The organism is Pedobacter ginsengisoli (genome assembly GCF_030244015.1).
Lineage (GTDB): Bacteria > Bacteroidota > Bacteroidia > Sphingobacteriales > Sphingobacteriaceae > Pedobacter > Pedobacter ginsengisoli.
On the sequence record NZ_JASSYX010000003.1, the window covers coordinates 519,929 to 539,160 of the forward strand.

The 19,232-nt window shown below is 42.3% G+C and carries 18 protein-coding genes; 7 read left to right on the top strand and 11 right to left on the bottom strand.

Features of this window, described 5'->3' with window-relative positions:
- Window positions 1-59: 59 nt before the first annotated feature.
- Complete coding sequence (locus QEP08_RS14490; protein WP_285059063.1) at window positions 60-665, top strand: hypothetical protein; 606 nt, start codon at window positions 60-62, stop codon at window positions 663-665.
- Window positions 666-745: 80 nt separating this feature from the next.
- On the opposite strand, the gene rpsJ is transcribed toward QEP08_RS14490, so the two are convergent.
- The 5 genes from rpsJ to QEP08_RS14515 all read right to left on the bottom strand — a co-directional run bounded on the left by rpsJ (window position 746) and on the right by QEP08_RS14515 (window position 4,471).
- A complete protein-coding gene (rpsJ, locus tag QEP08_RS14495) occupies window positions 746-1,051 on the bottom strand; it encodes a 30S ribosomal protein S10 (RefSeq protein WP_008244591.1) in 306 nt (101 codons plus the stop codon).
- 58 nt (window positions 1,052-1,109) lie between these two features.
- The gene (gene fusA / locus QEP08_RS14500) at window positions 1,110-3,224 is read right to left on the bottom strand and encodes an elongation factor G (protein WP_285059074.1); all 2,115 of its coding nucleotides are present in this window, start codon (window positions 3,222-3,224) and stop codon (window positions 1,110-1,112) included.
- 13 nt (window positions 3,225-3,237) lie between these two features.
- A complete protein-coding gene (gene rpsG, locus QEP08_RS14505; RefSeq protein WP_285059076.1) occupies window positions 3,238-3,705 on the bottom strand; it encodes a 30S ribosomal protein S7 in 468 nt (155 codons plus the stop codon).
- Window positions 3,706-3,721: 16 nt separating this feature from the next.
- Entirely contained in the window at window positions 3,722-4,135 is a 414-nt protein-coding gene (gene rpsL, locus QEP08_RS14510; protein WP_008244597.1) for a 30S ribosomal protein S12, read from the bottom strand.
- A 114-nt stretch (window positions 4,136-4,249) separates the two neighbouring features.
- Window positions 4,250-4,471 carry a VF530 family protein gene (locus QEP08_RS14515; RefSeq protein WP_285059077.1) on the bottom strand — a complete coding sequence of 74 codons (222 nt, stop codon included), beginning with the start codon at window positions 4,469-4,471 and terminating at the stop codon, window positions 4,250-4,252.
- Window positions 4,472-4,517: 46 nt separating this feature from the next.
- Here QEP08_RS14515 and QEP08_RS14520 point away from each other — a divergent pair, with 46 nt between their 5' ends.
- Window positions 4,518-5,159, top strand: a complete 642-nt coding sequence (locus QEP08_RS14520; RefSeq protein WP_285059079.1) for a DUF8465 domain-containing protein — start codon at window positions 4,518-4,520, stop codon at window positions 5,157-5,159.
- A 3-nt stretch (window positions 5,160-5,162) separates the two neighbouring features.
- Here QEP08_RS14520 and QEP08_RS14525 read toward each other — a convergent pair whose 3' ends face one another.
- The 3 genes from QEP08_RS14525 to QEP08_RS14535 all read right to left on the bottom strand — a co-directional run bounded on the left by QEP08_RS14525 (window position 5,163) and on the right by QEP08_RS14535 (window position 8,362).
- The gene (locus QEP08_RS14525; protein ID WP_285059080.1) at window positions 5,163-7,127 is read right to left on the bottom strand and encodes a M1 family metallopeptidase; all 1,965 of its coding nucleotides are present in this window, start codon (window positions 7,125-7,127) and stop codon (window positions 5,163-5,165) included.
- Between the two features lie 71 nt (window positions 7,128-7,198).
- Window positions 7,199-7,915 (bottom strand): carboxypeptidase-like regulatory domain-containing protein, encoded by a 717-nt coding sequence (locus QEP08_RS14530; protein ID WP_285059081.1) that lies wholly within the window; start codon window positions 7,913-7,915, stop codon window positions 7,199-7,201.
- A 99-nt stretch (window positions 7,916-8,014) separates the two neighbouring features.
- Complete coding sequence (locus tag QEP08_RS14535; RefSeq protein WP_285059083.1) at window positions 8,015-8,362, bottom strand: arsenate reductase; 348 nt, start codon at window positions 8,360-8,362, stop codon at window positions 8,015-8,017.
- A 135-nt stretch (window positions 8,363-8,497) separates the two neighbouring features.
- Here QEP08_RS14535 and QEP08_RS14540 point away from each other — a divergent pair, with 135 nt between their 5' ends.
- The 5 genes from QEP08_RS14540 (at window position 8,498) to QEP08_RS14560 (ending at window position 16,725) form a co-directional block, all read left to right on the top strand.
- The gene (locus QEP08_RS14540; RefSeq protein ID WP_285059085.1) at window positions 8,498-10,012 is read left to right on the top strand and encodes a sensor histidine kinase; all 1,515 of its coding nucleotides are present in this window, start codon (window positions 8,498-8,500) and stop codon (window positions 10,010-10,012) included.
- 8 nt (window positions 10,013-10,020) lie between these two features.
- Complete coding sequence (locus tag QEP08_RS14545) at window positions 10,021-10,707, top strand: LytR/AlgR family response regulator transcription factor (protein ID WP_285059086.1); 687 nt, start codon at window positions 10,021-10,023, stop codon at window positions 10,705-10,707.
- A 94-nt stretch (window positions 10,708-10,801) separates the two neighbouring features.
- Window positions 10,802-14,284 (top strand): hybrid sensor histidine kinase/response regulator, encoded by a 3,483-nt coding sequence (locus tag QEP08_RS14550; RefSeq protein WP_285059088.1) that lies wholly within the window; start codon window positions 10,802-10,804, stop codon window positions 14,282-14,284.
- A gap of 1 nt (window position 14,285) precedes the next feature.
- A complete protein-coding gene (locus QEP08_RS14555; protein ID WP_285059090.1) occupies window positions 14,286-15,113 on the top strand; it encodes a CheR family methyltransferase in 828 nt (275 codons plus the stop codon).
- A 25-nt stretch (window positions 15,114-15,138) separates the two neighbouring features.
- Window positions 15,139-16,725, top strand: a complete 1,587-nt coding sequence (locus tag QEP08_RS14560) for a response regulator (RefSeq protein WP_285059091.1) — start codon at window positions 15,139-15,141, stop codon at window positions 16,723-16,725.
- Here the strand turns inward: QEP08_RS14560 and pth are convergent.
- From pth to QEP08_RS14575, 3 genes are all read right to left on the bottom strand, one after another.
- Window positions 16,715-17,275 (bottom strand): aminoacyl-tRNA hydrolase, encoded by a 561-nt coding sequence (gene pth / locus QEP08_RS14565; RefSeq protein ID WP_285059093.1) that lies wholly within the window; start codon window positions 17,273-17,275, stop codon window positions 16,715-16,717. The genes QEP08_RS14560 and pth overlap by 11 nt on opposite strands.
- A 95-nt stretch (window positions 17,276-17,370) precedes the next feature.
- Window positions 17,371-17,949 (bottom strand): 50S ribosomal protein L25/general stress protein Ctc, encoded by a 579-nt coding sequence (locus tag QEP08_RS14570; protein WP_285059094.1) that lies wholly within the window; start codon window positions 17,947-17,949, stop codon window positions 17,371-17,373.
- A 70-nt stretch (window positions 17,950-18,019) separates the two neighbouring features.
- Window positions 18,020-18,961, bottom strand: a complete 942-nt coding sequence (locus tag QEP08_RS14575) for a ribose-phosphate pyrophosphokinase (protein ID WP_285059096.1) — start codon at window positions 18,959-18,961, stop codon at window positions 18,020-18,022.
- Window positions 18,962-19,232 lie beyond the last annotated feature (271 nt).

Genomic DNA, 19,232 nt, shown 5'->3' on the forward strand with positions numbered 1-19,232 from the left:
CGCTAAAACACAATAAAATTAAAATATGATTGTTAAATTAGACAAGAACAAATTCCTATATGAAAAAAACTCTATTCATTTTTATCGCTGCATTTATCAGCATCACTTCCACTGCGCAATTGCGAAAAGACAGCATCAAAATTGATCCAACCTTAAACGGACAATACCAGCTCCTGCTTAGTAAATCCAGAACACTGGATGGCTATAAATTGATTAATCCGAACAGACTTTCCCTATTTTGGAAAAATGTCAGAGACACACTCAATACTACCCGCAGGCAACTCATGAACACCAAAAAAGAAGCCGTAAATTATCAAAATAAAATCGCCGGACTCAATAAGCAAGTTGCCGGCGCAGAGACTTCCCTGGCCTCTTCAAACGCCAGGCTAAACGAGATCAGCTTCCTGGGCATAAGCTTTACCAAATCCGGTTATAATATTTTTGTCTGGGGACTCATTGCCTCGCTCACTGTAGCACTGACGGTCATCATTCTAAGATCTGCCAGGAATGTTCATGAAGCAAAGTACAGAAGTTCCCTTTATGAAGAAATTAACCAGGAATATCAAAACTATAAAGTGAAGGCCAATGAAAAGGAAAAAAAGCTGGCCAGGGAATTACAGGACGAAAGAAATAAGCTTGAAGAAATCAGGAGCAACGGCAGATGATATTAAATAAAAATATCCCGTAAACAAAAGCGCCTTCAGGAAATCCTGAAGGCGCTTTTGTTTACCTGTTAAAAGTATCATTAAACTTTAATCTCTACTTCAACGCCGCTAGGCAATTCAAGTTTCATCAAAGCATCAACTGTTTTAGAGTTAGAGCTATAAATGTCCAGCAGACGTTTGTAAGCGCACAATTGAAACTGCTCACGTGCCTTTTTGTTCACGTGGGGTGAACGCAAAACAGTGAAGATTTTCTTTTCTGTAGGCAACGGAATTGGTCCGCTTACCACTGCACCCGTAGGTTTAACAGTTTTTACGATTTTCTCGGCAGATTTATCTACCAGATTATAATCGTAAGATTTTAATTTGATTCTGATTCTTTGGCTCATATTCTTATTAATTAAGGCGCCGGTTAGAGCTATTAATAACCGGCTGCCGATTTATTGTTTAGTCTATTGACTTAATTCTGCCTTTTGATTTAGCAATCACCTCATCCTGAACATTCTTCGGAGCCGGATCATAATGATCAAATTCCATAGTAGAAGTTGCACGTCCTGAAGTGATGGTACGCAATTGTGTTACATATCCAAACATCTCTGAAAGCGGCACAGTCGCTTTAATTACCTGCGACCCGTTACGTGTATCCATACCCAGAAGCTGACCACGACGACGGTTCATATCACCGATCACATCACCCATGTTTTCTTCAGGAGTAAGAATCTCAATTTTCATGATAGGCTCCATCAATACCGGGTTACATTTAGGCAATGCTTCACGATAAGCCATTTTAGCAGCAAGTTCAAAAGACAAAGCATCTGAATCGACTGCGTGGAAAGAACCATCAATTAAACGAACCTTCATATCAGGAAGCGGATAACCAGCCAATACGCCGTTAGCCATAGAAGCTGCAAATCCTTTTTCTACTGAAGGGATAAACTCACGTGGAATAGAACCGCCTGTAATTTCATTCACAAACTGCAATCCACCTTTCTCCCAATCTGCATCAATTGGTGAGATCACAACCTGAATGTCAGCGAATTTACCACGGCCACCAGATTGTTTTTTATAAGTTTCACGGTGCTGAACAGTACCATTGATTGCTTCTTTATAAGCTACCTGTGGTGCACCCTGATTTACCTCTACTTTAAACTCACGTTTTAACCGGTCAATCAGGATATCCAGGTGAAGCTCACCCATACCAGAGATCACAGTCTGACCAGTTTCCTCGTCAGTTTGTACCCTGAATGTAGGATCCTCTTCTGCAAGCTTAGACAAGCCCATACCCAATTTATCAATATCAGCCTGAGTTTTAGGCTCAATTGCCAAACCGATAACCGGCTCAGGGAATACCATCGATTCCAATACAATAGGGTTTTTCTCTTCGCAAAGCGTATCTCCTGTTTTAATGTCCTTAAAACCTACAACAGCTGCAATATCACCGGCACCAACATTCGGGATTGGATTTTGCTTGTTAGCATGCATCTGGAAAATACGTGAGATACGTTCTTTGTTTTCAGACCTTGCGTTATAGATATAAGAACCTGCTTCAAGATTACCCGAATAAACACGGATAAAGCAAAGACGGCCAACAAAAGGATCCGTAGCAATTTTAAAAGCTAAAGCTGCAAAAGGTTCCTTTTCGCTTGGCTTACGTAATATTTCTTCTCCTGTATTAGGATTAGTTCCAACAATACCTTCAGAATCCATTGGTGAAGGCAATAACTCCATCACATAGTCAAGCATTGTCTGAACACCCTTATTTTTGAAAGACGAACCGCAAACCATTGGAACAATTTTAGCATCCAATACGGCCTGACGCAATGCATCCAAAACTTCACGCTCAGTAATTGTTTCAGGAGCTTCAAAGAATTTCTCCATCAAAGATTCGTCGTATTCAGCTACTGATTCCAACAATTTCTCTCTCCACTCAGCTACTTCGTCCAGCATATCTTCAGGAATCGGCACTTCTGTAAAGGTCATACCTTTATCATGCTCATTCCAGACGATACCACGGTTGTTGATCAAATCAACTACACCCTTAAAACTGTCTTCAGCGCCGATAGGCAACTGCAAAGGAACGGCATTACTGCCCAGCATGTCCTTTACCTGTTTAACAACTTTTAAGAAATCAGCACCTGAACGGTCCATCTTGTTCACAAAACCGATACGGGCAACATTATAATTATTTGCTAACCGCCAGTTGGTTTCAGATTGAGGCTCAACACCGTCAACCGCAGAAAACAAGAACACCAAACCATCCAATACACGTAACGAACGGTTTACCTCTACGGTAAAATCCACGTGTCCGGGAGTATCAATAATGTTGATGTGATAATTGTCACCTCTGTATTTCCAGTTTACTGTTGTTGCAGCTGAAGTAATGGTAATACCACGCTCCTGCTCCTGTGCCATCCAGTCCATTGTTGCCGCACCTTCGTGCACTTCACCAATTTTATGACTAACACCAGCATAATAAAGGATACGCTCTGTTGTTGTGGTTTTACCCGCATCAATGTGAGCTGCGATCCCGATATTTCTTGTGTATTTTAAATCTCTTGACATTATATAATTTCAATTAAAAACGGAAATGAGAGAACGCCTTGTTAGCTTCTGCCATTTTATGCGTATCTTCTTTTTTCTTAACTGCTGCGCCTTCACCCTTAGCCGCCGAAACAATTTCACCTGCTAATTTTTCTTTCATGGTTTTTTCACCACGTTTACGGGCGTAAGAAATTAACCATTTCATACCCAGGGCAATTTTACGGTCAGGCCTTACCTCAGTAGGTACCTGAAAGTTAGCACCACCTACACGGCGTGACTTCACCTCTACCGCAGGCATTACATTAGCTAAAGCACGTTTCCATATTTCCAGACCGTTTTCGCCTGCTTTTTTCTCAGCCAGTTCAACTGCGTCATAAAAAATATCATATGCGATGGATTTTTTTCCATCATACATCATATTATTTACAAATCTTGTCACCTGAACATCGTTAAATTTAGGATCAGGAAGGATAATTCTCTTTTTTGGTTTTGACTTTCTCATTTTTCTTTCCTCCTAATTATTTCTTTTTACCTTTTGTTGGTGCCGCAGCAACTTGTCCTGGTTTAGGGCGCTTAGTACCATATTTTGAACGGCGCTGATTACGACCAGCAACTCCCGAAGTATCTAATGCTCCACGGATGATGTGATAACGAACACCCGGCAAATCTTTAACACGACCACCACGGATCAATACGATTGAGTGCTCCTGAAGGTTGTGACCTTCTCCAGGAATGTAGGCGTTAACCTCTTTACCATTGGTTAAACGTACACGCGCTACTTTACGCATTGCTGAGTTTGGTTTTTTAGGGGTAGTGGTATATACACGTGTACATACACCTCTTCGCTGTGGACAGCTGTCCAACGCCGGAGACTTACTCTTGAACTCCAGTGCTACTCTACCTTTTCTAACTAATTGTTGAATGGTTGGCATTGCTCTTTTTTGTTTTTCTATTAATGTTTAAAAACTTTACCCCTCAATAAGGGACTGCAAAGGTAAGACAATACATTTTATAAATCAAGGGGTTAACAGAAAATAAATAGACAGTTAATGAAAAGTATTTAAATAGAGCTTTTCTACTTTTTTTCTTGCCCAGTCTGTCTTGCGCAAAAACTTCAAACTGGAGTTCATCGTAGGATTGTTATTAAAACACGCAATCTTTACCAGCGTACCCAGCTCTTCCCATCCATAATGCCATACCAGCTGCTTAAGGATAAATTCCAGTGTCAGTCCATGTAAAGGATTGTTTTTTTGCGCCTCTGCTGCCATCCCGCAAAAATAACATAAATTTGTCCTGTGTTAAAACTATAAACAAATGATTTACAAATTAGGAGATTTTGTACGTTTTGTCGATGAAAATTTAGAAGGATACATCACCAGAATCATAGATAAAGATACCATTGGCGTCACCGATGCCAATGACTTTGAGATCCCGGTCCTTGTCTCAAAGGTTACCCTCGTACATGGACATGGAGATCTCCCTGATGAAGATGCCGGCATTGTCAAACCACTACAGCTCACACCCGATACCCCTTTTGTCAAAGAAGGCGTGTACCTGGGTGTTGTTGTCGATCAGCACAGCCCTTCAGTCGTTCATTTTCACATTATTAACGAAACCTCTTTTCAGTTGCTGAGCAGTCTGACCACTGAGAAGGGCGGCATCTATAAAGGCGAATTCGCCGGTATCCAATCCCCACACAGCACCAAAAAGGTTTATTCGGCACAGCTGTCCGATATACAGATCTGGCCGAAGTTTAGAATAGAAATTCTTTTTAATACACCTTTAAGCATAGAACCCGGCAATCCCGTTTCCTTTCATCAGCACATAAAAGGCAAAGACCTCTCCGTAGCCAAACAAGATATCATCAGCCTGAAGCAAAAAGGCTGGCTGATCCGTTTGGATGAACCCGGCCCTGCAATAGATGCAGAAAAACTAAAGCAAAGCTTTTTTAAATAAATCCTATTTTTTTTGCCAGCTGTTATTGTCTTCGTTCACATCCGGCAATACTTTATCAGGATCGAGCACTACTGAAACGATCTCTTCTCTGACCGGATACCTGATCACCCAGGTTTTATTTCTCATCCAGACATCCACCGGCAGTTTGATAAGATCAGTTTTACCACTTTTTGTTTTGACCTGCAAAATCACCGGCATCGGCATCTGTTCCAAATTCGCTACAGTAATATTATAACCTGCAATTGATCCGCCCTCCCTGATCTCTGAAACTCCCGCAACCGCCTGATCCATTTTCCAGTTCTCTAAAAACCAACCTTTCCAAAACCAGGAGAGATCTTCGCCCGCACCATTTTGCATTGCCCTGAAGAAGTCAAAGGGTGCCGGATGTTTAAACGCCCATTGTGAGATGTAGTTCCTGAATGCATAATCAAACCGGTCCGCACCCAATATTTCATTTCTCAGGATTTCCAGTCCCCATCCCGGTTTGCTATACAGATTCGTCCCTATATTTCTTTCCCTCATCGCATCAGGCGTCAGCATGATGTATTCCAGTTCAGGCTTCTGCAGTTTGCGTGCTATCTCATGCATGTTCGCCTTAGGTTGTTTATATTCCCCGTTATTAAAAGATGCTGAAGAGATCCCATTAATGAACGTATTGAAGCCTTCGTCCATCCATCCATATTTACGTTCATTCGTACCTACGATCATCGGAAACCAGGTATGTCCAAATTCATGGTCGATCACTCCCCATGCATCTGCATTCCTGGCCTGCCAGCCACAAAAAACGATTCCTGGATATTCCATGCCACCGACATTACTTGCCACATTAACCGCCATTGGATAAGGATACTCAAACCATTTGGCTGAATAATGCTCAATAGATGTTTTGATGTATTCCACTGCCCTGCCATAACCGTCCTCTCCATTACTCTCCACGGGATGTGCCGCGACAGCAAGCGACTTCTTACCGCTTGGCAAATTTATACGTGCCGCATCCAGCACAAAAGCTTTTGATGAAGCCCACGCCGCATCACGTGTATTTTTAATCCTGAATTTCCAGACCAATTTATCCTTTGCCGGCCGTGACGCGGCATCCAGTACTTCTGATTCTGAGCGGATGGCAATCTTTTTATCACTGTTCTTAGCAGCATTCCAGCGTTGCAGCTGTACCGGCGTAAATACCTCCTGCGGGTTCAAAAGCTCACCCGAACCCATCACAATATGATTGGCCGGAGTGGTCACTGCAAAATCTATATCTCCGTATTCACAATAGAACTCTCCCGCGCCCCAATACGGCAAAGTATTCCATCCCAGTACATCATCATATACACACATTCTGGGAAACCACTGAGCAATAGAAAATATCTCTCCGTTCTTCGTTGTCAAATGACCCATACGGTCTGAACCATTTATTGGAACCACAAAAGAAAAATTCATCTTTATCGTGATCGCGTCACCACCTGCTTCCATAGCGTCTTCCAGACGGATCTGCATCCGGGTATCTTCGGTTATAGCTGTAAATTTTTCTGTTTTCCCCTTCTGGGATATAGACAGCCCCTCTATAGTATACCCCCCGTCCAGCTTTTCGCCCCGGCTGCCATACCTGCTCCCCGCAGGGATAAGCGCATTTCCACGCGATTTAGCGGAGAACAAATTCTGATCAAGCTGCAGCCACAGGTAATACAGTTTATCCGGACTGTTATTCTTATAGGTGATCGTCACGCTGCCTGTAACCTTATTATTCACATCATCCAGATTAGCAGTTATGTTGTAATCAGCGCGGTTTTGCCAGTACTTTGGGCCGGGATAACCACTCGCTGACCGGAATTCATTCCCATTCTGGGAATAAAATAAAGGACCGAAAGCCGCATGCGGATCATAATTACTGTCAGCGCCCAATTCCTGCGCAGCTGCGTTTCCGCCAAAAGCGCACAACAATGCTAAAAGCATCACCAATTTATTAAACATATAGTCCAGGATTTAAAGATTAAGGATAAAGATATAAAATGATAACTTATTCTGTCTAATCGGCAAACTGATTAATTTGACTTAAGCTTAGGTACAGGCGGCAGTTTGCGCTGCCATTCGGGAAGTTTCAGCCACTGATGATAGGCTTGTACCGTATAGTAATCATAATTGAAGGGCCGCTCAGCTTTCACGAGCACCGCTGTGGGTCTGTACAACGACATAAAATCTTTGAGGTCCTGCCCTTTCAATTTTACCAGATCTGAGACGTATGCTTCTGTAAAAACCTGGTTAATTTCCGTCTCGTATTTATCCCGTTCTTCCAGGAGTCTTATCTTTTCCTGTTCTCTGCGGTACTTACCGTATCCCAGATTAAATTTCAGCCCGCCGGCACGGTCGTTATTATTTTTTCCCCTGAGTCCGTCCGTCCGGATTCTCTTGAACTCCTGTGCTTCAGGATCCGGCGCAAAAACTAAAGGATTGATTTTAGCGCCAACGATTTTAACCTCGCTCAATGCTATTGAATTACCGGGAAGATAAACAATCTTTGGCAGGAGGTCAATCAGGTAAAGGGTATCGGTATGATATCCCGACAGTGAAAACACCAGGAGATCCCCGGATCTGGCCGGCAAACTGAATTGTCCCCCTGCTTTGGTTTTTACTGCCTGATTATTGTTCAGATTCTTCACATTCACCTCCTGCAATGGGACGGCTTTATTGTCCAGATCATATACCTTACCCGTGATCTGCTGTGCAAACACAGAAACCGGAATGAAAAGTATAAAAATCAACAGCAATTTTTTGCACATATCCAAATGTAACGCTGTTTTAAAACGTATTCCCTTTATTTAACAAACTTTAACAGCAAAGACCGTGCAGGTCAAAGAAGATTACTTCAAAATTTTGGTATAATCAGACTCATCAAAACCGATCAGCACCGGCTTACCGTTCACTTCAACTATCGGTCGCTTAATGGCGCTTGTATATTTTAGCAAAATATGTATTGCACTCTCCCGGTCCAAAACGCTCTGCTGCTCTTCTGTGCTCAGGCTTCTCCAGGTGGTGCCTTTTCTATTCAGCACTTTTTCCCATCCAAAAATATCACACCATTCTCTCAGCTTTTCTGCAGTAATCCCGTTCTTCTTAAAGTCATAAAACTCTGGCGCAAATCCATTTTCACTAAGCCAGGTTCTCCCTTTCTTTACAGTATTGCAATTGGGTATCCCATATACGATCATGCTACAAACTTAGAAAAATCATATTCAAAATGCAATTCGTCACATTTTTAAAGGGTTTGGTCACATTTTAAAATTTGGAGACAAAAGCCTTCGTACTATTGCAGCGTACTTACCATGATTAAAACGTATAAACTGATGAAAATAAAAGATCTTGCCAAGATAGAGTTCTGGATCGCCACCGGCCTTTACGGCTTTGCCATTATTTTGCTGATATCTAATTCCGGTGAAAGAACACCAAACTTCACCGAGTACCTGATGAAGGGAGCAAATTTGCGTTACTCTTACATCTCCAACTACCTTATACCCGAATTATTCCGCTTTTCTATCTTATATTTTAGCTTCCTGTTACTCAATTTTTGCATAGGGCCGTCTATCTTTAAGCCAAATACCAGAGTCCTGTCGATTTTGGTCATCATCATTCTGTTTTTGGGAACAGGATTGACCACAAGCATTATCTACACCTATAGCCAGGCCCATCTTTTTGCTGATTTCCCTACCACAGACGAGGCATATGCCCATTTTTTCTTCAAGGGATATACTTACGCAGCATGGCTGATCCTGGTTATCATGATCTATATCGCCTTAAAGAAGCTCATTGTCTATTTTAGGGAAAACGAGACCAGCAAGTATGATCCGGCAAGCCGGATGAAACTTGAAGCCGTATTCGGAGGTGCGTTCTGGTTTGTCGGCCTGCTTTTTCTGATCGCCACCTCATCACCCTTTGAAGTAATGGTTTGTTGGACGCTGGTCATTTGTGCAGCAGTCTTTATTGTTATCTATTCCCTCTATTACCTCATCCCGGAAGTAAAAACCTCTGGCAGGACTTTTAAAAACTTCTTTTGGAAAATTCTGCTCATCACCATCATATTTTGCATCCCGCTTTCCCTGATTGCACTGTTGTTCAGTAACCGGGGAGAAATGGCAGGGATAGTGATCCTGTTTCACATCCCCACACAAATCATTATCAGCGCACCTCTTTCCTGGTACATCTATAAAAAACGCAGGGAAAGCAACGCAGAACTCACCACCTTAAAAACAGAACTTGACAAGTCCGATGCCAGCCTGAGTTTCCTGCGGTCGCAGATCAATCCGCATTTTCTATTCAATGCACTCAACACACTTTACGGAACCGCCCTTCAGGAAAATGCAGAACGGACAGGCGAGGGCATACAAATGCTTGGCGATATGATGCGTTTTATGCTGCAGGAAAACATGCAGGAAAAAATCTCCCTGACCCGGGATGTTGATTACCTCAATAATTACATCGCCCTGCAAAAACTTAGAACTTCCCGCTCACCGTCCATTAGTATTGAAACACAAATTGATGAGCAGATCAACAACCAGCAAATTGCACCGATGCTGCTTATTCCTTTTGTAGAAAACGCATTCAAGCACGGCATCAGTCTGCAACAACCCTCACACATTAAAATTACGCTTCAAACTAAAGGAAATACCCTATACTTTGATGTACACAACAGTATTCATATTAAACCCGACAATGATCCTGAAAAACTAAAAAGCGGTATCGGGCTGAAAAATGTTGAACAGCGGCTTGAACACCTTTATCCAAACCGGCACGAACTGATCATCAGGGAAAGCGCTAAAGAATTTTTTATCCACCTAACCTTGCAACTGACGGGAAATAACTAATTTTAGGAATGATCGCTATCGCAATTGATGATGAGCCTATAGCTTTGGATGTCGTAAAATCACATGCATCCAAAGTCCCGTTCATTGAGCTTAATGCCACATTCACCAACGCATTTGATGCGATTGCTTACCTGCACCAAAACAAAACAGATCTTATTTTCCTGGATATTAAAATGCCGGATATTAATGGTATAGACTTTCTAGGCAGCCTTTCCAATCCCCCGATGGTGATTTTCACGACAGCCTATTCTGAGCATGCTGTAAAAAGCTTTGAGCTCGATGCAGTAGATTACCTGCTTAAGCCTTTTTCCCTTTCCCGCTTTCTTAAAGCCTGTAATAAAGCCCTGGAACTGCACAACCTCAGGAACAAATTTGAAAGTACCGGGCATCCTGACTCTATTTTTTTCAAAGATGGTTATGAGCAAATAAAGGTACAGATTGAAGACATCCTGTATATAGAAGCCTGCGGCAATTATACCCAGGTCCATTTAACTGGCGGAAAGTTGCTTAGCACCCGGGTTTCCGTGAGCGAGATGCTGCTGCTGCTCCCGGAAAAGAAATTTATCAGGACCCATCGCGCTTTCATCATAGCCAGGGATAAGATCAGCAAATTTGACCGCTCGCAGGTTTGGATCGGCAACAATATTATACCTATTGGCGCCACCTACGCCACCTGCCTGCAGAATTTGCATTAAAACCACTTGTAATTTTTATATAAGAAACCCTAAATCAGATATTATTCCTAATATTGTATAATACGGATTTCCTGGTAAAACATTAACAAACCATATGTTTAAACTTTCCTTTAAACAGCAAGTGCTGACCGGATTTTCGGTCTCTTTGGCATTTGTCCTCGTTTCAGCGGCAACCTCTTATTTTAGTATAAAATCACTCAGTGAAGATGCCCGGTGGACGAATCATACCTATGATGTCATAAATTTAATTCAAAAAATTGAAAATCTGTCAGTCAGCTCTGAAACCGCGGTAAGGGGCTACGCACTGTCGGAACAAAAAAAATTTCTCGAGCCCTATACCGCAAATGCCACTAAAATTGGCCCCACCATTCGGGAACTGAGAAAATTAGTACTTGATAACCCCGAACAAAGTAAAAGTGTTGATTCTCTTGAATATTACGCCAATGAAAAACTTGCGGATATGCGGAGTATACTCGAAAGCAATGCTTCCCGGGGCCGCACTGCCGGTCTGGAGCAGATCCTGACAGGCAATGGACAGCGCATAAAAGATAAGATGCTGCGGATTAGCAACAAAATCACCAAAACCGAACATTTGCTGCTTGAAAAAAGAAAGGCAGATACAGACAAAAGTAATACCAGGACCATATGGATTGTTTTACTCAGCGCCGTTATTATTTTTGGTCTTATCTTATTCTTGTTTTCCTATATCAAACGGACTTTTGATCAGCAAAAACTTACGGAAGAGCAGATGCGGGATTCCAACATCCGGCTCGAAAAAATCTCTGCCGACAATAAGCAAAAAAACTGGTTACTGACCGGGGTGACGGAGGTCACCGAATCTATGCGCGGTGAGCAGGAAATTGAAGAGTTATCTGCAAATGTAGTTTCCCGAATCTGTAATTATACCGGTGCCAGTGTTGGCGCGCTTTTTCTGCTGGACGAAAAAAGGAAAACTTTTGTATTCAAAGGAGGCTATGCCTACCAGCGGACAAAAAGTGCAAGTCGGGAATATTCATTTGGCGAAGGCATGATTGGGCAGGCGGCAATCGAAAAGAAAAGTAAAATGCTCGACAATATTCCTGAAGATTATCTTAAGATCAGTTCTGCATTGGGAGACACCGCACCTTCCTTTATATTTATTCTTCCTATAGTATTTGAAAATATGACCATAGCTGTGATTGAGCTTGGTCTGACGGAAAAACCCAATGAATCTAAATTATTATTCTTAAATACCATCACAGAGAGCATCGGCGTGTCAATCAACAGTGCCATCGCCAGAGTCAAACTCAGCGCACTATTTGAGCAGACCCAGCAGCAGGCAGAAGAGCTGGAAAGTCAGCAGGAAGAACTGCGTACCACCAACGAAGAACTCATCTACAAATCGGAGCAGCTTCAGGCGTCTGAAGAGGAACTCAGGGTACAGCAGGAGGAGCTGCGACAAACCAATGCAGAGCTGGAAGAAAAAGCACAACAGCTGGAAGAACGCAATGTACTTGTAAATCAGGCGCGTGAGGCCATGAGCCTCAAAGCAGAAGAACTGGAATTGTCCAGTAAATACAAGTCAGAATTCCTGGCCAATATGAGCCATGAACTGCGCACCCCGCTCAACAGTATCCTCATTCTTGCGAGGATCCTCAAGGAAAACAAACCGGAAAACCTCAATGAGGAGCAGATAAAATATGCTGGCGTAATCCACAATGCGGGAACCGACCTGCTTACACTGATCAATGACATCCTGGATCTCTCCAAAATTGAATCAGGAAAAATTGATCTTACGATAGAAGAAGTCAAGCCGCAAAGCATCAAACAGGACATGGAGGCCTTATTTACTGAGCTTGCCAAAAGCAAAAAGATCAGGTTTGACGTTCTTCTGGGCCACGACCTGCCGGGAATCATTCTTACAGATCGGTCAAGATTGGAACAGGTGATAAAAAACCTGCTTTCCAATTCGTTTAAGTTTACACCCGAACACGGTCAGATCACCTTCAGCATCACTCAGGCTCATAAGGGTCATAGATTTTACTCCGATCGGCTCAATGGCACTCCGCAGAAGGTACTTGCACTCGCAGTGAAGGACTCGGGCATCGGGATACCTGAAGACAAACAGCGGCTGATATTTGAGGCATTTCAGCAGGCAGACGGTTCTACCAGCAGAAAATATGGCGGAACTGGCCTGGGTCTGTCGATCAGTAAGGAACTTGCCAGTATACTTGGAGGTGAAATCCAGGTACAAAGTGAAGTGAATTCAGGAAGCACTTTTACGCTGTTCATCCCCGAGCAGCACACGGCAAATGCCAGTCAGATAGCCGGCTATGTATCTGAAGAGAATCCCCAGGAGCCTAAAATTGCACCACTCATCCCAAATGCCGCGACTACGCCGATAAAAACCCATAGGCTTCAAACCCTCCTCATTGTTGAGGATGACCAGGCTTTCGCAGGAATACTAAGCGATTATGCCTCCGAGAAAGGTTTTAAGCCCATTCTCGCCTATAGTGGAGATAAGGCACTTGAATTGGCTACATCCCAACTTCCCGATGCAATTGTCCTCGATATTATGCTACCCGTCATGGATGGCTGGACCATCCTGAAAAAGCTTAAGTCTGATGTGCGGACTAGACACATCCCCGTACATATGATGTCGGCCGGAACAGTAAAAGAAAGTGACGCAAAACAACGGGGAGCCATTGGCTTTCTCAAAAAACCGATCGAAAAAGATCAGCTTGATAAGGCATTTGACCAGCTCAGTTCGGCCCATACCAAATATAACCTTAACAAAGTGCTGGTCATTGAAGACCAGGAACTGCAAAGCAAAATCCTGACGCGGCAACTCACCGACAAAGGTGTAGAGGTCAAACAGGCATTCACTGGAAATGAGGCATTGGAACTGCTGAAAACACATATTTTTGACTGTATCATCCTCGACCTGAGGCTGCCTGATATTTCGGGTTTTGATCTTCTCGACGAAATTAAATCCCAGCCTGAACATTCGCATATTCCGGTGATCATCAACACGGCAATGGAACTGGATGACGACAAGATGGCACACATTATGAAGCATACAGAGGCCATGGTATTGAAATCCAACAAATCCAACGACCGGCTGATTGATGAAGTGAGTCTCTTTATGAACAAATTGAAACAGGATGAAAGACCGGTTTCCAGAACCATTGCAAAAGGGAAAAGCGTTTCAACCCTTGAAAAAGCACTTAAAGGAAAAACTGTACTGATCACCGACGACGACATGAGGAATATTTTTGCCCTCTCCAGTGCCCTGCAAGAATATGAAATGAACATATACATTGCAAATAATGGAAAAGAAGCCATTCAAAAACTACACGAAAACCCTGGAATAGATCTCGTACTGATGGACATTATGATGCCGGAAATGGATGGTTATGAAGCCATGCGGACTATCCGGGAGGAAAAGAAATTTGCCAAGCTGCCAATTATCGCATTGACAGCAAAAGCGATGAAAAATGACCGCGAAAAATGTATAGAAGCAGGCGCAAATGATTATATTTCCAAACCTGTTGACATGGATAAACTCCTATCCATGTTGAGGGTTTGGCTAAGCTAACATGAATAGTTCTCATCCCGAAACGATTACTTATGAGCAGCTTTCAGATCTTATCAATTTGATCAGACATACACATGGGTTCGATTTTAGCGATTATTCGGCTGCATCCTTAAAGAGAAGGGTCACCAGGATCATGCAGCTTCAGAAGCTGGATCTTCTTGACCTTCGCACATTATTAACCAATAATGCGGATTACTTCGAATCCTTTTTGATAGAGGTGACTGTGAATGTTACAGAAATGTTCAGAGATCCGTCTTTTTACCAGTCTCTGACCTCACATGTTATTCCCTATCTAAGATCATATCAGCGAATCAAAATATGGAACGCAGGATGCTCAACCGGTGAAGAACTGTATTCTTTCGCGATACTCTTTTCAGAAGAAAATTTGTACGACAGAACGTTTTTCTATGGAACAGACATCAACAACGATGTACTTGAATATGCTAAAAATGGCATCTATGCACTTGAGAAAATGAAACAATATTCCGAAAACTACCATAAGACCGGTACACACCATACACTGTCGGACTATTATACAGCAAAATATGATGCCGCAAAAATAAATCGTTCGTTAAAAAAGAATGTATTGTTCTCGGTTCATAACCTCGCTTCGGACGGCGTATTCAATGAATTTCAGGTGATATCCTGCAGGAACGTGCTGATCTATTTTAACACAGACCTTCAAAATCGGGTTATTGACTTATTTTACAATAGTTTAGCTAATTTTGGCTTTCTTTGCCTCGGGTCAAAAGAGACACTGCGATATAACGAAATCGGGCGTTTTAAGATCGTTGACAAAAAAAACAACATTTACCAGAAAATAGCCTGAGGGCCCAATAACAACTCAAAATCCCATGGAAAAAATTAACATATTAATTGTTGATGACAGGCCCGAAAATATTGTTGCCCTTGAAGCACTATTGCAAAGAGCTGATATCAACCTGATCAGTACTACCAATCCCAACGAGGCCTTAAGACTTTCCTGGGAAATGGATATCGCCATAGCACTGGTTGACGTACAAATGCCTGAAATGGACGGCTTCGAACTGGTTGAGATCTTAAAAAGCAATCCGCGCACGAAAGACATACTCATTATATTCGTTACAGCAATTTCCAAAGAAACCAAATATGCAGTTAAAGGCCTTAATACAGGGGCGGTTGACTATCTGTATAAACCTCTTGACCCTTTTGTAACTTCTGCCAAAGTGGATTCATTCATACAGTTTATCCGAAACCAAAGAGAGTTAAAACGCAAGAACAAAGAACTTGAAGCCTATCAAAAGGAGCTGATCAAAGCTAAAGAGCAGGCAGAACAGGGCAAAAGAATTAAAGAAAATTTTCTGGCCAATATGAGTCATGAGATTCGCACGCCTATAAATGGCATTATAGGAATAGCACACCTGCTGGAACGCAGCGGACTCAATGCTGAGCAAAAAGAAATGATAGATCTGCTTGAGACCTCTACCAACTCCCTTCTTGGTGTAATTAATGACATCCTTGACCTTTCCAAGATAGAAGCAGGGAAGTTTAAGATTAACAGAAGCGCAACAGATATCTTAAATATTTGCAACGCCGTGGTAAACCTGTTACGGATAAGGGCAAAAGAAAAAAAACTGGAGCTGATCACTCATTTTGATCCTGACCTGCCAAACCACATCATGGCAGATTCCCTCCGTCTGAACCAGATCCTGATGAACCTTATTGGGAACGCTATTAAATTCACCTCAGAGGGCAGCATTACACTAAAGGTGGAGATTCTGAATAGAAAAGGAAATAATGTACGGATCAAATTCTCAGTAATTGACACAGGTATAGGCATCGCCAGGGAAAATATCGACAAGATCTTTGAAACATTTGAACAGGCTGACGAACAAACCACTGTAAAATTTGGCGGAACTGGCCTTGGTCTTTCCATAGTAAAGAACCTTGCAAAACTCAAAGGCGGTCTGCTTGAGGTAATCAGCGAAGAAGGCCAGGGCAGCACGTTTTGCTTTACAAACTGGTATGAAGTCGTCAAAGAAGTTCAGATTTCCCAAAAAATAGTAAAAGAGAAACTTACACCGTTCAACAACCTGAGAGTATTGGTAGCGGAAGACAATCCCATCAATAAATTCCTGATCGTCAAGATCCTTAAAGACTGGATGATTGACGCAGATGTTGTGGAAAACGGGAAAGACGCGTTGGACAAGCTCAGGGAAAATGACTATGACATCATACTTATGGATACCTTCATGCCGGTGATGAATGGCCTTGAAGCTATAAGATTAATCAGAGAAGGTTATGTCCAGGGCAAAGAAAACGTACCGGTGATTACTTTCTCGGCAGCAGTGATGGAAAACGACAAAAAGACCGCAATAGAAGCGGGTGCTAACGATGTGATCAGCAAACCTTTCGAGCTCGAGGTTCTGCACGAGAAGCTCCGTCAGTACACTACTTATTAAAAAAGGTCATAGTTTGCGCAGGCCCCACAGTTACAAAACTTTTGATCAGCTCCGCACATTTGTCTATTAGACCGGGCAATTCCGGCTGCTCATCTTTGTCAAAAGGAGCCAGTACATAATCTACCTGCCTGCCTTTTGGAAAATTGTCGTCGATGCCAAAACGCAGACGAGCATAATTTTGCCCGCCGCAGAGGTCCTCTATACTTTTCAATCCGTTATGCCCTGCGCTGCTGCCCTGAAGTTTTAACCTGAGTTTTCCAAAAGGCAATGCCAGGTCATCAACCAGAACCAATACATTTTCAGGAGCAATTTTTAATTCACGCATCCAATAGCTGACTGCTTTGCCACTCAAATTCATAAAAGTGGTCGGCTTTATCACATGCAGTTTTTTGCCTTTAAAGGATACTTCGGAATAATACGCCAAACGTAAATTAGAAAAGGAGCCGCCAAGCTGCCCTACCAGTTCATCAGCAATATTAAAACCTATATTGTGTCTTGTATTTGCATATTCGGGGCCAATATTTCCTAAACCAACAATTAGATATTTCATTTCCCGCAAAGATAATAGTTTAAATGGTAGCAATTACTGTTCATAAAAAAAGCAGCCCCGTTATGGCGCTGCTTTTATGGCTGTGCTGATAAAAATTATTTTTTACCTGCTTGCTGCTCTGCTTGTTTCAATGCTCTTGACATACCTACAGAAACAATGGTATCTTCAGGAGTGTTTGTCACTACGTATTTACCTCCTTCAAGGTCACGTACGCGGAACAAACTACCAACTTCTAATTTAGAGATGCTTACTTCAACTGCCTGAGGCATGTCTTTAGGCAAAGCTTTAACACGAAGTTTACGTAATTTTTGCACCAGTTTACCACCCATTTTAACACCAGGAGAAGTTCCGGTCAATTTAACAGGGATTTCCATCAGAATTTGTTTGTCATCAAACAACTGAAGAAAATCAACATGTAACAACATGTCTGTAAGTGGGTGAAACTGTAATTCCTTGATCACTGCTTTGACTTTTTCAGTACCTAAAGTGATTTCAATAAAGTTAGCTTCCGGTGTATAAATAGCATCCTTCAATTCAGTTGTTACTACAGCAAAATGTGCTTGCTCTTTACCACCATACAATACTGCAGGAACCTTGCCTTCATAGCGAAGCTCTTTAGCATCGCGTTTCCCTACGTTCTCTCTTGGAGAACCGCTAATTGCGATTGTTTTCATTTTTTATTTATTTATATAATTACTCAAACCTTTCATGACCGCTTTGATCAATCGGGATTCAATTTTTTTGTTAAACATTAAAAAGATCACTAATGGAGCCATGCTCATTCACATTCGCTATTGCCTTTGCAAACAATGGCGCCGTGCTCAGTACCCTGATCTTCGAACTCTGTTGTTTCAACGGAATGGTATCCGTAACGATCAATTCCGTAAGCATTGAGTTCTCTATTGTCTCATATGCCTTGCCGGACAATACGGGGTGTGTACAAACTGCCCTTACACTTCGGGCCCCCTTTTCCATAATCAGGGCAGCGGCTTTGGCCAATGTGCCCGCAGTATCGCAGATGTCATCCATCAGCACGACATCGAGATCTTTTACATCACCGATGATCGACATCGATTCAATCTCATTGGCACGTTTACGGCGTTTGTCGCAGATCACCACCTCAGCATTAAAAAATTTAGCAAAGGTACGCGCTCTGTAAGAACCACCCATATCCGGAGAGGCTATGGTCAAATTCTCCAGTCCTAAACTCTTGATATAAGGAACAAAGATCACTGAACCATCCAAATGGTCAACAGGTATATCAAAAAAGCCCTGGATCTGTGCAGCATGAAGGTCCATGGTCATGATCCGGTGGATACCTGCAGACTTTAAAAGATTGGCTACAAGTTTTGCCCCTATGGCAACCCTTGGTTTATCCTTTCTGTCCTGCCTTGCCAAACCGTAATAAGGAACAACGGCAGTAATGTAATGTGCGGATGCCCTTTTTGCTGCATCAATCATTAGCAGCAGTTCCATTAAATTGTCAGATGGCTGGTAGGTAGACTGGATCAGAAATACATCGCATCCTCTTACTGTCTCATCATAAGAAGGCTGAAATTCACCATCGCTAAACTTGCTTAACGTTACATTACCAAGAGGTTTGCCGTAACTTTCGGCAATTTTGTGCGCTAAATCTTTTGTGCCGCTGCCGGCAAAAAGTTTAACTGGGTTAAATTGCAATGGCATTATTGAATACGATCAATACTGTTAAAAAAAATCGGATTGCGCTGTTGAGTTCACAATCCGAATATTGTTTAGTTGTCCGACCTGGATTCGAACCAAGACAAACGGTACCAAAAACCGTTGTACTACCCTTATACTATCGGACAATCTTCCATCAAAACGGTTGCTTTGAAATGGAATGCAAATTTACGCACATTTTTCACTTCTGCAATACCGGAATCAAAAAAAAGTCAAATAATTTCTAAAAAGAAAATGACCAAAAAACAACGACCAG